The sequence below is a fragment of the Ralstonia pickettii genome, from assembly GCF_000607165.1.
GTDB classification, from domain to species: domain Bacteria; phylum Pseudomonadota; class Gammaproteobacteria; order Burkholderiales; family Burkholderiaceae; genus Ralstonia; species Ralstonia holmesii.
Window position 1 is genome coordinate 265720 of the sequence record NZ_JFZG01000003.1, and the last position, 14845, is coordinate 280564.

General features: G+C 62.7%; 12 protein-coding genes. 5 read left to right on the forward strand and 7 right to left on the reverse strand.

The annotated features are described in order from the left end of the window. Window positions 1-87 precede the first annotated feature (87 nt). The gene (gene pobA / locus BG83_RS0101910; protein WP_024975138.1) at window positions 88-1314 is read left to right on the forward strand and encodes a 4-hydroxybenzoate 3-monooxygenase; all 1227 of its coding nucleotides are present in this window, start codon (window positions 88-90) and stop codon (window positions 1312-1314) included. On the opposite strand, the gene BG83_RS0101915 is transcribed toward pobA, so the two are convergent. Then, window positions 1292-2395, reverse strand: coding sequence for an endo alpha-1,4 polygalactosaminidase (locus tag BG83_RS0101915; RefSeq protein WP_024975139.1), 1104 nt, complete (start codon window positions 2393-2395; stop codon window positions 1292-1294). The two genes, pobA and BG83_RS0101915, sit on opposite strands and share 23 nt — an antisense overlap. 314 nt (window positions 2396-2709) lie before the next feature. On the opposite strand from BG83_RS0101915, the gene BG83_RS0101920 reads away from it, so the two are divergent. The 3 genes from BG83_RS0101920 (at window position 2710) to BG83_RS0101930 (ending at window position 5038) form a co-directional block, all read left to right on the forward strand. Continuing rightward, on the forward strand, window positions 2710-3003 hold the full coding sequence (locus tag BG83_RS0101920; RefSeq protein ID WP_004631110.1) for a hypothetical protein: 294 nt from the start codon (window positions 2710-2712) through the stop codon (window positions 3001-3003). A 347-nt stretch (window positions 3004-3350) separates the two neighbouring features. Next, window positions 3351-3569 (forward strand): translation initiation factor IF-1, encoded by a 219-nt coding sequence (gene infA / locus BG83_RS0101925; RefSeq protein WP_004631109.1) that lies wholly within the window; start codon window positions 3351-3353, stop codon window positions 3567-3569. A 473-nt stretch (window positions 3570-4042) separates the two neighbouring features. After that, entirely contained in the window at window positions 4043-5038 is a 996-nt protein-coding gene (locus BG83_RS0101930; RefSeq protein ID WP_024975140.1) for a hypothetical protein, read from the forward strand. 130 nt (window positions 5039-5168) lie between these two features. On the opposite strand, the gene galU is transcribed toward BG83_RS0101930, so the two are convergent. Beyond that, window positions 5169-6041: a UTP--glucose-1-phosphate uridylyltransferase GalU gene (gene galU, locus BG83_RS27560; RefSeq protein WP_037031495.1), complete on the reverse strand. Its 873-nt coding sequence runs from the start codon at window positions 6039-6041 to the stop codon at window positions 5169-5171. 33 nt (window positions 6042-6074) lie between these two features. Further along, entirely contained in the window at window positions 6075-8951 is a 2877-nt protein-coding gene (locus BG83_RS0101940; protein WP_024975141.1) for a valine--tRNA ligase, read from the reverse strand. 150 nt (window positions 8952-9101) lie between these two features. On the opposite strand from BG83_RS0101940, the gene BG83_RS0101945 reads away from it, so the two are divergent. Further along, window positions 9102-11462, forward strand: a complete 2361-nt coding sequence (locus BG83_RS0101945) for a UvrD-helicase domain-containing protein (protein WP_024975142.1) — start codon at window positions 9102-9104, stop codon at window positions 11460-11462. A gap of 25 nt (window positions 11463-11487) precedes the next feature. On the opposite strand, the gene BG83_RS0101950 is transcribed toward BG83_RS0101945, so the two are convergent. The 4 genes from BG83_RS0101950 to BG83_RS0101965 all read right to left on the reverse strand — a co-directional run bounded on the left by BG83_RS0101950 (window position 11488) and on the right by BG83_RS0101965 (window position 14842). Continuing rightward, the gene (locus tag BG83_RS0101950) at window positions 11488-12285 is read right to left on the reverse strand and encodes a BPSS1780 family membrane protein (RefSeq protein WP_024975143.1); all 798 of its coding nucleotides are present in this window, start codon (window positions 12283-12285) and stop codon (window positions 11488-11490) included. Then, entirely contained in the window at window positions 12276-13280 is a 1005-nt protein-coding gene (locus BG83_RS0101955; protein WP_024975144.1) for a homoserine kinase, read from the reverse strand. The genes BG83_RS0101950 and BG83_RS0101955 overlap by 10 nt, the downstream gene beginning before the upstream one ends. A gap of 85 nt (window positions 13281-13365) precedes the next feature. Next, window positions 13366-13794 (reverse strand): hypothetical protein, encoded by a 429-nt coding sequence (locus tag BG83_RS0101960; RefSeq protein ID WP_024975145.1) that lies wholly within the window; start codon window positions 13792-13794, stop codon window positions 13366-13368. 94 nt (window positions 13795-13888) lie between these two features. Next, a complete protein-coding gene (locus BG83_RS0101965; RefSeq protein WP_024975146.1) occupies window positions 13889-14842 on the reverse strand; it encodes a TIGR00730 family Rossman fold protein in 954 nt (317 codons plus the stop codon). Window positions 14843-14845: the final 3 nt, after the last annotated feature.

The following is a 14845-nucleotide window of genomic DNA, read 5'->3' on the forward strand; positions in this document are numbered from 1 at the left end:
GTTTATCGTCAATATTGCATTGTGCGATATCAAGGTGAGCACCAACAATGGTTGCCAGAACGATTCCAAATCCATCCGGAGACAACCATGCGCACCCAGGTCGCCATCATTGGCGCGGGCCCGGCAGGCCTTCTGCTCGGGCAGCTTCTGCACCGCAACGGCATCGACGCCGTCATCCTCGAAACCAAGAGCCGCGCCTACGTTGAAGAGCGCATCCGCGCCGGCGTGCTGGAGCAAGGCACGGTCGACGTGCTCAACGAAGCGGGTGTGGGCATGCGGATGCGCCGCGAAGGACTGGTGCACCATGGCATCGATCTGCTGTTTGGTGGCAAGCGCCATCGCATCGACCTGACCGCTATGTCGGGCGGCCGCTCGATCACCGTGTATGGGCAGCACGAGGTGGTAAAGGATCTGATTGCAGCGCGCGTGGAGCAGGGCGCACCGCTGCTGTTCGATGTGAGCGATGTGTCGGTGCACGACATCGAGTCGGCCACGCCTTCGGTGCAGTTCGTCCACGATGGCGTGCCGCAGACACTGCAATGCGATTACATCGCCGGATGCGATGGCTTTCACGGCATCTGCCGGCAAGCGATTCCGGCGCAGCGGCAAGCGGTGTTCGAGCGCGTGTATCCGTTTGCCTGGCTTGGCATCCTGGCGGAAGCCGAGCCCGCTGCGGAAGAGCTGATCTACGCGAGCCACGATCGCGGCTTTGCGCTGTTCAGCATGCGCTCACCCAAGATCACGCGGCTTTACCTGCAATGCAAGCCCGATGAAAACCTGGCCGAATGGTCCGATGTGCGCATCTGGGATGAACTCCACACGCGTCTGGAGAACAACGACGGCTGGCGCCTGAAGGAAGGTCTGATCCTGCAGAAGAGCGTCACGCCGATGCGTAGCTTTGTCTGCGAGACGATGCAGTACGGCCGCCTGTTCCTGGCGGGTGACGCCGCGCACATCGTGCCGCCCACCGGCGCGAAAGGCATGAACCTGGCTGTGGCTGACGTTCGCGTGCTGGCCCAGGCGCTCACCGCGCGCTACAAGCAGGACGACACCGCCCAGCTTGCAAGCTACTCCGAACGCTGCTTGCAACGCGTCTGGCGCGCCGAGCATTTCTCGTGGTGGATGACGTCGATGCTGCATCGCTTTGACGACCACACGCCGTTCATGCAAAGGCTGCAGCGCGCCGAGCTGGACTACGTGACCAGCTCGCCTGCCGGCGCCCGCGTGCTGGCCGAAAACTACGTCGGCCTGCCGTTTGCCGATACGTCTGCCGGTGCGTCGTTGAGCGTGGTCAGTAGTTCCAGGGCGGCGTAGTCGTCGGCTTGGACAGTGCGATGCGGGAGACCAGCGGGTGGAAGCCCAGCCCGCGCGAGGCCGTGTAGACCTTCTGCGCGTTGGCGGTCTTCAACGCGTAGTCGATCGTAAAGACGGGCACGTTCCCGGCACAGTATTTCTGCAGTTGGTCGATCGTCCATTGCGTGTCATCTGCACTGGCGGCCTTGTCGCCGCCGGAGGCGCTACCCCAAGCGGCGCCGGAACTGCCGCCGAACCACGTGTCTTCCTGCGAGATACCATCGATTGTTGCCAGCAGCGTTGATCCACCGCCGTCGTCAATCAATGAGGGTGCGTTTTGCTGGATCACCGCGAACTGTGGATTGATGGCGCGGCCCGCCGCACGGATCTTGGCGATGAAATCGATCATGGCCTGCGCTGGGTCGATGCCAGCCGCTTGGGCCGCGTCTGCCACAGAAGGCTCGGCGTACGCCTCGACCCAATCCAGATAGACGCCGTCGAACCCTTCGCGCGCCAGTTGCGCGACGGCGCCGTTTGGCCCGAGCCAGAGCGCTTGCCAGCGCGGGTCCCAGAACGCAACGGGGTAGTCACCGGCCCAGCCATCGGGGTCGGCCTTGATGATGAAGTCGGGCGTGCCGGGGCCGTCAGCTGTCGGTGCCTTCCAACTCGACGCCCAATAGGTGCGGAAGTCTTCGGCCTCGCCAATGTCTATGTAGGCGAGCACTTTGCGCGCGGAGCCGTCGGGCTTGGTGCGCAGGCGCGCCACCATGTCGACGGTGTTGAAGTTTTCCAGCCCCTTGATGGTGTTGTTGGCCTCGATCACCAGCATGTCGTACGGCTGCGCGTCCAGCGCGTCAATCTGCGCGCTGGTGGTCATGCCCTGCAACTGATACATCCACGTCTGCACTCCTGCCAGCGGCGAGGTGCCGTTGACTCCGCAAACGCGTGTGGTTGTTGCGGCGGCAATCGTTTTCGACTGGGCGTTCGCCGCATTGGACGCTGCGCTGGCTTGCGGGCTCAATGACGAACCACCATCGCCGCCACCACAGGCAGACAGCGTCAGCCCGGCACACGCCAGGGCAATCGGAGAGATCAGGCGCATTGTCACTCTTGAAAGGATTGGGAGGCGGTGCCGTGCTCCGAGCGTGCATATCCGTTTGAATGCCACGGCAGGCACCAATCAATCCAAGCTAGCACAATCGGATCGCGCCGCACCGTGCGGCGGGGGCGTGACGTTCTGAAACTTCTTTAGACCAGCGTTCGTCGTCGCTTCCGACCTCTTTGCCATGGCCGATGATTGGTCTGCGCATGCTGTGCCGTGCCCGAAGTCAAACGTTGCCGTCGCTTTCATCGCCATGCAAAACGCACGGGTGTATAGTCGGACAGCACTCGACGTTCAAGAAGGGGGCATTTCAGATGGACACTTCGCCGGCGGGCCAATACAAAGGCTTCGACATTTATCCGTTGGCTTTCCAACATGAACGCACGGCACGCTGGCCCGAGGCCAGGGAAGATCGCAGCTACAACGCAGCCGTGATGATCTGTCGGGCGGGGGAGTCGCCCGAACCCGGGCAGACCCAGGTCTTCCGCCTCTCGGGGGACCGGCAATTCAGCAATGTGGGTGCTGCGCGCATCGCAGCGCTGCGCTTTGCTGAGAGCATCATCGATGGTGACGTGCCTGAACTGTCGCTTCCCGCCGACGGCGCCTGAACCCGCAGAACCTGCCCGTGGTAGAATAGCAGGCGAATCCGGCTCGCCGCCGGGCCAATCATGGTCGGTGGCGGCTGAGTCCAGCACCGGGGAATACCCCGCGCCGAGTCGGGCGGCGCGCATCTGCGACCGCCACCCATCCTCGCTCTCGCTTGCACGAAACGGCGCGCGCCATTGGCGGGCGCGATTTGTGTTTCGTGCAGCTCGGTACCCCCCAAGCCCGCTGTCCGGGCAGATGATCGCGGCGTGCCGCTGCATGCTCCTCATGGCGTGTGGCGTGGTTCGGGTGGGTCATCACAACATTGCAACCATCGGCGCAGCCGCGTGCTGCATACAAAGGAACGAGTTTGGCCAAGGAAGAACTGATTGAATTTGAAGGGGTGGTGTCTGAAGCGCTACCCGACAATCGTTTTCGCGTGCAGTTGGAAAACGGCGTGGAAATCTGGGCTTATGCATCGGGCAAGATGCAGAAGCACCGCATCCGCATTCTCGCGGGCGACCGCGTGAAGCTGGAAATGTCGCCGTACGACCTCACGAAGGGTCGCATCAACTACCGGCACAAGTAAAAAACGGCTGTGCCGCCAAGACGTCCATCCCGTGGGCGTTTCGAAGAAACCGCGTGTCTGCCCGACTCGCGGTTTTTTTATTATTGCTGCGTAAGCAGTGTTAAATTTCGTTGATCTGCCGACAACATCCGGTATCATGCCGCTTGGCTGCCAACGGGGGGAACACAGTTGGCGGTCAACTGAAGTGCAGGGCTTGTCATATTTTTCAAGCCGCGTGCTGCCCTCGGGTGAGCTCGCGCCAGCTGTACCAGTCCACTCATAAGCGCACGGCCGTTGATCGATTCATCGACTCAGCAGGACCTCTAATCGCGCATCCATTCGCCGACCGGGGCGTCATCTGACGCTCGCACCCGTTCGGTGTTCAGTGTGTCAAAGGAGTCACACCACATCGGGATACCGCACAGGTAGGACGGCGCTTGTCCATCGCAGTACTGGGCGTAACGTTTTTGCGTCCGAGGGAATAGAAAATCACAATGTTGGAAACCAAGAAAGCAGCACAGAGGGCGGCGCGCATGAGCCTGCGCGCTTTGGTGGGTCTGGCGGCGGCAACAACGCTGACAGGCCTGGGAATACAAAATGCCTCGGCGCAGGCCACGCGCCCGAAGGCCCCCATCTATGGCGTCACGCTTGACGACGTCAGCAGCATCAACGCGATCGTGGCCTCGCTCACGCACCTGCCGTACAAGCCGACCGTGCGCGTGGTCTTTGACCCGGGTACATCGGCAGCCGACTATTACGCACCGCTGGTCAAGCTTCATCAAGTTGCCTACGTGATGGGCGAAGTGATGGATTCGTACTATTTCCCGGTCGACCCGACCACTTACAGCGCACGCACCAACGAGTTGGTGAGCACGCTGAAGGATGTCGTGGACGTATGGGAGATCGCCAATGAAATCAACGGCGAATGGTTGCGTGCCAATCCGAGCGGTCCGACCGCGACGGCAACGTCGCAGGAGCAGCAGATCGGTCAGATGGTCGGCAATGCCTACGACATCGTCAAGGGCGCGGGTGGCCTGGTGTCGGTGACGATGTACTACAACGACGATGGCAAGGGCACCAACTGCTACGAACTGTCGATGGACTCATGGCGTACCTGGGCGACCAACTTCCTGCCCTCCCGTGTGCTGCAAGGCGCGGACTACGCATTGTTCAGCTACTACCCGTACCAGGACTGCCCAGGTTTGAATCCGTCGTGGGCAAACGATTTCAAGTTGCTTGAAAGCATCTTCCCGGTCGCGAAGGTGGGGTTTGGTGAGATCGGTACGTCCAGTACGTCGGCGCCGCTGTCGGTGCAGCAGAATCTGATCAAGTCGTACTACCCGATGGGTACCACCCAGATGGCAGCCGACCCGCGCTTCATCGGTGGCTACTTCTGGTGGAACTACGTTGAGCAGATGCTGCCGTACAGCACCAGTTCGTACTGGAGCTTGCTGAACAACACCATCAAACCGCTGACGGCACCGCAATAAGAAGAGGCTGCAGCCTCTCCTCGCAAAAGGGTGGGACTCCGCGCCGGACGGACGGGACACGATCCGGCAACAAAAAACCCGCGCAGCGTGAGCTGACGCGGGTTTTTTCTATGGCGACGCGCGTATTAGCTCAGCCGCGTGCAGCCAGATAGGCGCGGAAGTCGTCAGCGACTTCCTTGTGCTTGAGCGCGAGTTCCACCGTTGCCTTCAGGTAGCCCAGCTTGCTGCCGCAGTCGTAGCGCACGCCTTTGTAGCGATAGGCTAGCACCTGCTCTGCGGACAGCAGCGACTGGATGGCGTCCGTCAGTTGCAGTTCACCGCCCGCGCCAGGCTTGAGGTTGCGGATGTGTTCGAAAATGCGCGGCGTGAGGATGTAGCGGCCGACCACGCCGAGGTTGGACGGAGCGTTCTCGGGTGCCGGCTTTTCGATGATGCCCGACATCTTGATGACGCTGCCGTCTTCTTCCCACGGGCGCCCATCGACCACACCGTACGAGCGGCTCTGCTCCCGGTCGATCTCTTCCACGCCGATCACCGAGCAGTTGTAGTGTTCGTACAGGTCGACCATCTGCTTCATGACGGGCGGGTCGCCGTCCAGCAGGTCGTCAGCCAGGATGACTGCGAAGGGCGCGTCGCCGACGAGCTTCTCAGCACATTGCACGGCATGGCCCAAGCCCAGCGCTTCAGGCTGGCGCACGTAGAAGCAATCCACATGCGACGGCTTGATGGAGCGCACGACCTCGAGCAGCGCGGTCTTGTGCTTGGCTTCAAGTTCTGCTTCCAGCTCGTAAGCCTTGTCAAAGTGATCTTCGATGGCGCGCTTGCTGCGGCCCGTGACGAAGATCATCTCGGTGATGCCGGCGGCCATGGCTTCTTCCACGGCGTACTGGATCAGCGGCTTGTCCACGACCGGCAGCATTTCCTTCGGGCTGGCCTTGGTGGCTGGCAGAAAGCGGGTTCCGAGCCCCGCGACGGGGAAAACGGCTTTGGTGACGCGTTGCATCGTGGTTTCCTTGATATCGATTGTTCTGGGCGCTCAGGCAGTCTGTACCGGCAGCCGTGCAATCTGGGCTTCCAGCTTGGCGAGCGTGGCTTTGAAATCCGTCACACGCTTTTGTTCCTGTTCCACCACGGCGGCCGGCGCGCGGGCAACGAACGATTCGTTGCCGAGCTTGGCTTCGCACTTGGTGATCTCGCCGCGCAGGCGGTCGATTTCCTTCGACAGACGCGCATGCTCGGCGGCCACGTCGATCTCGATCTTCAGCAGCAGCTTGTTTTCGCCGACGATGGCGACCGGTGCGCCGGCGCCGTCCTGCTCCATGGCAGCGGCATCCGTGTAGACCTTCACTTCAGAAAGCTTGCCCAGCGCTTGCACGTACGGCGCCGCCACCTGCAGGAACTCGGCTTCGCCATTGGCGTAGAGCGGCACGCGTTGCGCGGGGGAGATGTTCATCTCGCCGCGAAGATTGCGGCAGGCGTCCACCAGTGCCTTCAACTGCTGAACCCATTGCTCGGCCTGCTCGTCGATCTTGGACAGCACGGCGCGCGGGTATTCCTGCAGCGCGAGGCTTTCGGTGCCATCGCCCTTGGCGCGGCCGGCCATCGGCGCAACCTTCTGCCAGAGTTCTTCGGTAATGAACGGAATGATCGGATGGGCGAGGCGCAGCACCGTTTCCAGCACACGCAGCAGCGTGCGGCGCGTGGCGCGCTGCTGAGCCGGCGTGCCGGTCTGGATCTGCACCTTGGCGAGTTCCAGGTACCAGTCGCAGTATTCGTCCCAGACGAACTTGTAGATGGCGTTGGCGATGTTGTCGAAGCGGTAGTCGGCAAAGCCTTTTTCCACTTCGGTTTCCACGCGCTGCAGCAGCGAGACGATCCAGCGGTCGGCCTGCGAGAAGTGCAGCGTGCCTTCAGGGCCGCAATCACCGACGCATTCCTGCATGCCGCAGTCCTGGCCTTCAGTGTTCATCAGCACGAAGCGCGTGGCGTTCCAGAGTTTGTTGCAGAAGTTGCGATAGCCCTCGCAGCGGCCCGGGTCAAAGTTGATGCTGCGGCCAAGCGTGGCGAGCGAGGCGAACGTGAAGCGCAGCGCGTCGGCACCGAATGCGGGAATGCCTTCGGGGAATTCCTTGCGTGTGCGCTTCTCGACCTTGGGCGCGTCCTTCGGGCGGCGCAGGCCGGTCGTGCGCTTGGCGAGCAGCGGCTCCAGCGCGATGCCGTCGATCAGATCCACCGGGTCGAGCGTGTTGCCCTCGGACTTACTCATCTTCTTGCCTTCCGAGTCGCGCACGAGGCCGTGCACGTAGACGGTGTGGAAGGGCACTTCGCCGGTGAAGTGCAGGGTCATCATGACCATGCGCGCCACCCAGAAGAAGATGATGTCGTAGCCCGTGACCAGAACGGTGGACGGCAGGAAGTGCTTCAGTTCCGGCGTGTCAGCCGGCCAGCCCAGCGATGAGAACGGCACCAGCGCGGACGAGAACCATGTGTCCAGCACGTCGTCGTCACGCGTGAGCGTGCCGGTGTAGCCCTTGGCCGCCGCTTGGGCTTTGGCTTCCTCTTCCGTGCGGCCGACGTATACGTTGCCGGCTTCGTCGTACCACGCCGGAATTTGGTGACCCCACCACAGTTGACGCGAGATGCACCAGTCCTGGATGTTATTCAGCCACTGGTTGTACGTATTGACCCACTGCTCGGGCACGAGCTTGATCTTCCCGCTCTGTACGGCATCGAGCGCCACTTCGGCGATGGAGCGGCCCGGGAAGCGCGTGCCCTCCGGCGCCGGTTTGCTCATGGCAACGAACCACTGATCCGTCAGCATCGGTTCGATGACGACACCGGTACGGTCGCCACGCGGCACCATCAGCGTGTGCTTCTTGACTTCAGCCAGCAGGCCCTGCGCTTCGAGATCCTCGACCATCTTCTTGCGCGCGTCGAAGCGGTCCATGCCGGCATAGGCAGCCGGCGCATCGGCAACGATCTTCGCGTCGAGCGTCAGGATCGACAGCTGTGGCAGCTTGTGGCGCAGGCCCACGGCGTAGTCGTTGAAGTCGTGGCCCGGGGTGACCTTGACCACGCCGGTGCCGAACGCGCGGTCTACGTATTCGTCTGCAATCACCGGGATCTTGCGGTCGGTCAGCGGCAGGTGAACGAACTTGCCGATGAGGTGGGCGTAGCGCTCATCCTCGGGGTGCACCATCACGGCCGTGTCGCCGAGCATTGTCTCGGGGCGGGTGGTGGCAACCGTCAGGTGGGTCAAGCCGCGCACGGCGTCCGGTTCGGCCAGCGGATAGCGGATGTGCCACAGCGAGCCTTCTTCCTCTTCGCTCACCACTTCCAGGTCGGATACGGCGGTGCCGAGCACCGGGTCCCAGTTGACGAGGCGCTTGCCGCGGTAAATCAGGCCCTGCTCATACAAACGCACGAAGACGTCGCTGACCGCGCGCGACATCTTCGGGTCCATCGTGAAGTATTCGCGCTCCCAGTCGATCGAGGCACCCATGCGGCGCACCTGGCGCGTGATGGTCGAGCCCGATTGCTCCTTCCATTCCCAGATCTTCTCGACGAACTTCTCGCGGCCCATGTCGTGGCGCGACACGCCTTGGGCATCCAGCTGGCGCTCGACGACGATCTGCGTGGCGATGCCGGCGTGGTCGGTGCCCGGTACCCACAGCGTATTGGCGCCGGCCATGCGCGCGTGGCGCGTCAGGCCGTCCATGATGGTCTGGTTGAACGCGTGGCCCATGTGCAGCGTGCCCGTCACGTTCGGCGGCGGGAGCTGGATACAGAAGTCGGGCTTGCCGGCTTCGAGCGTCGCGCGGGAGACGCCCATCGCTTCCCAAGCCGCGCTCCACTTCTGCTCGATGGTGGCGGGTTCGAAACTCTTGGCGAGGGACTGGTTTTGATCGGTCATGCTGACGGGGCGCTATGGGCGCAAAAAGACGTTTGGCCCAGGAAAATGGCGGGCGAAAGCTTGGAATTATACGGCGTGTCGATGTGCGGCACGGGCGAAGCCGTGAATGCGGCCGGTATAATTTCAGGATTCTGCCGAGGCTCCTCCCGCATGTCCGACCTGCTCGCCAATCTGAACCCCGAACAACGCGCTGCCATCACGCTTCCCGATGAATCGGCGCTGATCCTGGCGGGGGCGGGCAGCGGCAAGACGCGTGTGTTGACCACCCGCATCGCGTGGCTGATCCAGAGCGCGCGGGTCTCGCCGGCAGGTGTGCTGGCCGTCACGTTTACGAACAAGGCGGCCAAGGAAATGACGGCCCGCCTGCAGGCCATGCTGCCGATCAACACGCGCGCCATGTGGATCGGCACGTTCCACGGTCTGTGCAACCGGTTGCTGCGCGCGCATTACCGTGATGCCGGCTTGCCGCAGACGTTCCAGATTCTGGATACGCAAGACCAGCTCTCTGCCGTCAAGCGTCTGCTCAAGTCGCTCAATATCGACGACGAGAAATTCCCGCCAAAGAACGTCCAGTACTTCATCAACGGCTCCAAGGAGCAGGGCTTGCGCGCGGGCGATCTGGAAATCGCCAACGAGTACGACCGCCGCATGGCCGACCTCTACGCCGCTTACGACGCGCAATGCCAGCGCGAAGGCGTGGTCGATTTTGCCGAACTGCTCCTGCGCTGCTACGAACTGCTGCGCTACAACGACGCTATCCGCGCGCACTACCAACGGCGCTTCAAGCACATCCTGGTTGACGAGTTCCAGGATACGAACAAGCTGCAATACGCCTGGCTGAAGATTCTGGCCGGCCTAGGCGAGCCTGGCGTCACGCCCAACGCCATCTTTGCCGTGGGCGACGATGACCAGAGCATCTACGCGTTTCGTGGTGCCAACGTTGGCAATATGGTCGACTTTGAACGCGAATTCCGCGTCGAGCACCGGATCAAGTTGGAGCAGAACTATCGCTCGCACGGCCACATCCTCGATACCGCCAACCACCTGATCTCGCACAACACGCGTCGGTTGGGAAAGAACCTGCGTACCGATGCCGGCCATGGTGAGCCGGTGCGTGTCTACCAGGCCGCGACGGACGGGCAGGAGGCCGGCTGGATCGTCGAAGAAATCCGCGACCGTATTGCCAGCGGCGCGGCGCGTTCGGAAATCGCCATCCTGTATCGCAGCAACGCGCAGTCACGGGTGATCGAGCACGCGCTGTTCTCGGCCGGCATCGCGTACAAGGTGTACGGCGGTCTGCGCTTCTTCGAGCGTGCGGAAATCAAGCACGCGTTGGCATATATCCAGTTGCTGGAAAACTCGGACAACGACGCTGCGTTCGGCCGTGTGGTGAACTTTCCGGCGCGCGGCGTTGGGGCGCGCTCCCTGGAGCAGTTGCAGGATGCGGCGCGGCTGTATGGCATCTCGCTCGCAGCGGCGGTGCCGTATCTCACGGGGGCGGCGGGCACCAAGTTGTCGGCGTTTGTGCGTCTGATCGAACAGATGCGTGCCGACACGCGCCAGATGACGCTGCCCGAAATTGTCCAGCATGTCATTCACGCCAGCGGCCTGATCACGCATTACCAGGGTGAGAAGGAGGGCCAGGACCGCATCGAGAACTTGCAGGAGTTGATAACCGCGGCGCAAGCCTTCGTTGCCGAAGAAGGTTACGGCGTCGACGCGATTGCAACCGCGCTGCCGGTGCGCCACGACGCCATGCTGCGCATCGAAGGCGGCGAGATCGATACCGCCTCTGAACTCGTGACCGACGAGACGCCCGCTGAGATGACGCCGCTGGTTGCGTTTCTCACGCACGCCTCGCTTGAAGCGGGCGACAACCAAGCCCAGGCCGGCCAGGATGCCGTGCAGATGATGACCGTGCATGCGGCCAAGGGGCTGGAATTCCACGTCGTCTTCATCACCGGGCTGGAAGAGGGCTTGTTCCCGCACGAAAACAGCCAGATGGAGAAGGACGGCCTGGAGGAAGAGCGCCGCCTGATGTATGTGGCGATCACCCGTGCGCGCGAGCGGTTGTATCTGTCATTCGCGCAAAGCCGGGTGCTGCATGGTCAAATCCGCTACCACATCCGCTCACGCTTCTTTGACGAACTACCCGAAGACACGCTGAAGTGGCTGACGCCGCAGCACTCGGGCTACCAGGCGACGCGCCGTGTGCAAGGCGATTCCGCCTGGGGGAAGGATTGGTTCAAGCGCCCCGAGCGCGGTGATGACGACGCTTACACCGGCCGCCCGACTGGCGGCATGGACACCGGCAAGAACTACGCCGATGCCAAGCGCGCGGAGGCCACGGGCTTCCGCGTCGGCCAGTCGGTGTTCCACAACAAGTTCGGGGAAGGCGTCATCACGACGCTGGAAGGCGAGGGCGCAGAGGCGCGTGCCCAGATCAAATTCAACCGCCACGGGGTGAAGACGCTGGCGCTGGGCATCGCCAAGCTGGACCCGATCAACTGAGCGCTGATCGGGTCGTCGGGCCCGATCAGGCGGTCGTGTCAGTCGTCTGGCCGGCCGCTTGCGTCACGTTGAAGCAGCCGCGGTACGTGGCGTAGAACGAGCAGTACAGCACCGCCATCACCAGAATCCGGTACGGCGTGGCGATGATCGGGGCGATGTTGTTGGCGCCGCTCGACGCGAACAGCGCATCGATGAACAGCGGCACGGCGATCAGCAAAATTGCGACCAGCACGCCGTACACGATGAAGGCTGCCCGGTTGCGCCACACGGACATCCAGCTGAAGAACAGCGCCTTGCCCACCGGAATGCCGTGCCATGCGACCAGCAACGGCGCAAACCAGAACAGCACCGCCACCGGGATGTACAGCACCGAGCCCATCACCATGGCAAGGTAGAACTCGCGGATGGCCTCAGTCGTGAGCGGCTTGTCGCTGACCACGGTCATGAGCGTGTCAACGTCCACCATCGTCATCAGCACGCCGCTGACTACAAGTACCGATACGCCATAGATGCCGCCAAGCTTGAGCAGGCTGCGCATTGCATCCTTGCCGTATGCGCGGAAGCCCGCGATGAGCGATGCCGGCCCGACGCGCTTGCCGGCTACCGTATCGCGGCAGGCCGACATGAAGCCCACGAAGATGGCCGGATTCACCAGCAGGATGGCAAAAACACCAATCGGCGGCACCAGCAGCATCAGCAGGTTGACCGCAAACAGGTAGATGAATAGCAGCAGCAAGAACCCGATCGGGTTCTTGCGAAACAGCCACGCACCCTGGCGCAGCCAGACGTAGCCTTGCTTGGCCGGTACTTCAATCAGTTGCATGGTTGGGGAAGATCCAGAGTCAGGGCGCTCGCGCCAACCCGCTCACGCAGTACGCGCTCGAAGTGGGTGGGGTCATGCGGCTTGAGCAGTTCGGCATCGCGCGGGAGATAGAAGTCCCACAGGCGCGAAACCCAGAAGCGGTACGCCGCTGCGCGCAGCATGTCTTGCCAGTGCCGTGCTTCGGCGTCGGTGAATGGGCGCACAGCGTGGTATGCGCGCAGCATCGCACGTGCCCGCTCGCCATCCAGCACGCCCGTGGCCAGGTCGATGCACCAGTCGTTCACGGTGACGGCCACGTCGAAAAGCCACTTGTCGACACCGGCAAAGTAAAAGTCGAAGAAGCCGCCCAGGCGTTCCGGCTGCCCATGGGCGGCCGGCTCGAACAGCACGTTGTCGCGGAAGAGGTCGCAATGGCACGGGCCTTCGGGCAGCGCGGCGTAGTCGGCGCTGGCGAAGAAGCGTTGCTGGTGCGCGAGTTCGCTTTCCAGCAGTGCGCGTGTGTCGCCGTGCACGAAGGGCACGACGTCTGGCACGACTTCGTTCCACCATGGCAGGCTGCGCAGGTTCGGCTGATGGCGTGGATAGTCGCGCCCGGCCAGATGCATGCGCGCGAGCATGTCGCCGACGATGCCGCATTCCGAGACCGTGGGCGCCAGATTCGAGCGGCCCGCCAGACGCGTCACGATGGTCGCCGGCTTGCCGTTGAGTGTGCGCAGGATCTCGCCGTCGCGCCCCGGAATCGGCGCCGGCACGCTGATGTCGTGCTGCGCCAGATGCCGCATCAGGTACAGGTAGAACGGCAGTTGCTCGAACGTCAGCCGCTCGAACAGGGTGACGACGTATTCGTGCGTCTGCCCATCCTTTTCCGTGGTCAGGAAGAAGTTGGAGTTTTCGATCCCGGACGGGATGCCGCGAAATGCGCGCACGGCGCCCACATCGTATTGATCCAGCCAGAGAGCGATCTCTGCGTCGGAGACCGGGGTGAAAACAGCCATGCTTCAGGAACGGGAAACGGGTGGAGGGAAAGCGGGCCAGCCCACCGAGGGGCCGGCCTGCAGGCGCCGCGGTTGCGGCACAGGCTTAGAACTTCAGGACGTTGACCGAGGGAACACGGTCGATATCGCCACGCTCGCGGATACGCGGCGAGCTGTCTTCCGGCTTGCTCAGGTTGTAGGACGTGCCCATGCCCGACTTGACATGGATATCCGGCGCCTGGCCCTTCTGGAAGCGGTATTCCTCCACCTGCGTACCGTCGTTGTCGCGGTAGTCGAAGCTGGGCTTGACGCGCTCGTTATGGATCGCGCCGTGGGTCGGCTTGGAAATCGGCTGATTGTTGATCGCCTTGACGTCGGGCAGGTCCAGTCCGGCGCTGTCGGATGTCACTTCGGCGTGCGCGGGCAGGGCGAGGCAGAAAACGGCGCCTGCCAGCAGCCCAGCGTGGCGCATCAGGCGCGCGGCATTGGCAAAACCGGAGTGGACGGGGGCGGACGGGTGAAGCAGCGAATCCATCATGGACTCCGGCGGGTGATCTGGGACCCTACATTCTAGCAGTCCAGCCTCCCGCCATCGTCCGTTCGCGTGGCGCCAAATGCCACACCCGAGATTACAGATAGAACATTTCTTCCTTGGGCGGAATCGGCGAGGTGCCTTCGCGCTTTTCGTAGAACTCGTAGACGGCATCGAGCGCGTCCTTGGGTTCGTCGACGATGCGCATGATGTCCAGGTCGTGCTCGGCAATCAGGCCCATCGGCAGCAGCGTAAAGCGGAACCAATCCAGCAGGCCCTTCCAGAAATGGCTGCCGAACATGACCACCGGCACACTGCGCGACTTGCCCGTCTGGACGAGCGTGAGCACTTCAGCCAGTTCATCGAGCGTGCCGAAACCGCCGGGCATGACGATGAACGCATCCGAGTTCTTCACGAAGGTGACCTTGCGCGTGAAGAAATGGCGGAAGCGCATCGAGATGTCCTGGTATCGATTGCCTTGCTGTTCGTGCGGCAGTTCGATGTTCAGGCCGACGCTGGCCGACTTGCCGGCGTGCGCGCCCTTGTTGGCCGCTTCCATGATGCCGGGGCCCCCGCCGGAGATGACGGCGAAGCCCGCATCCGAGAACAACCGGGCGATTTCGATGGTGCGTTCGTAGTATGGCGAATCCTCGCGCAGGCGCGCGCTGCCGTAGATCGAGACGGCCGGACGGATCTCCGAAAGGTACTCGGTCGCCTCGATGAACTCTGCCATAATCGTGAACATCTGCCAGGAGGCGCGCGCTTTCTTTGCGGTGGCGCGTTCTTCGTCGGCGAGTGCCCGCAGGCTGGGGATCATCTTGCGATCGGTACGGCCGTGTGACACGTCAGCTTGGGGCTCGTGTTCAACGCCCACTGTCACGTTGACGTCCATGTCGGCCGTGGTGGCCTGGCGCGAGGGGCTCACACCGGTCAGTTCAGCCGCCGAAACCTCCGTCGCGGAAGCACCAGCAACCTGCTTTGCCACGCCGCCTTCAGCAGAAGCGCCATTATCGGAAACGCCTTTTGGCGTTCCAGTCACTTTAGAGTCCATGGG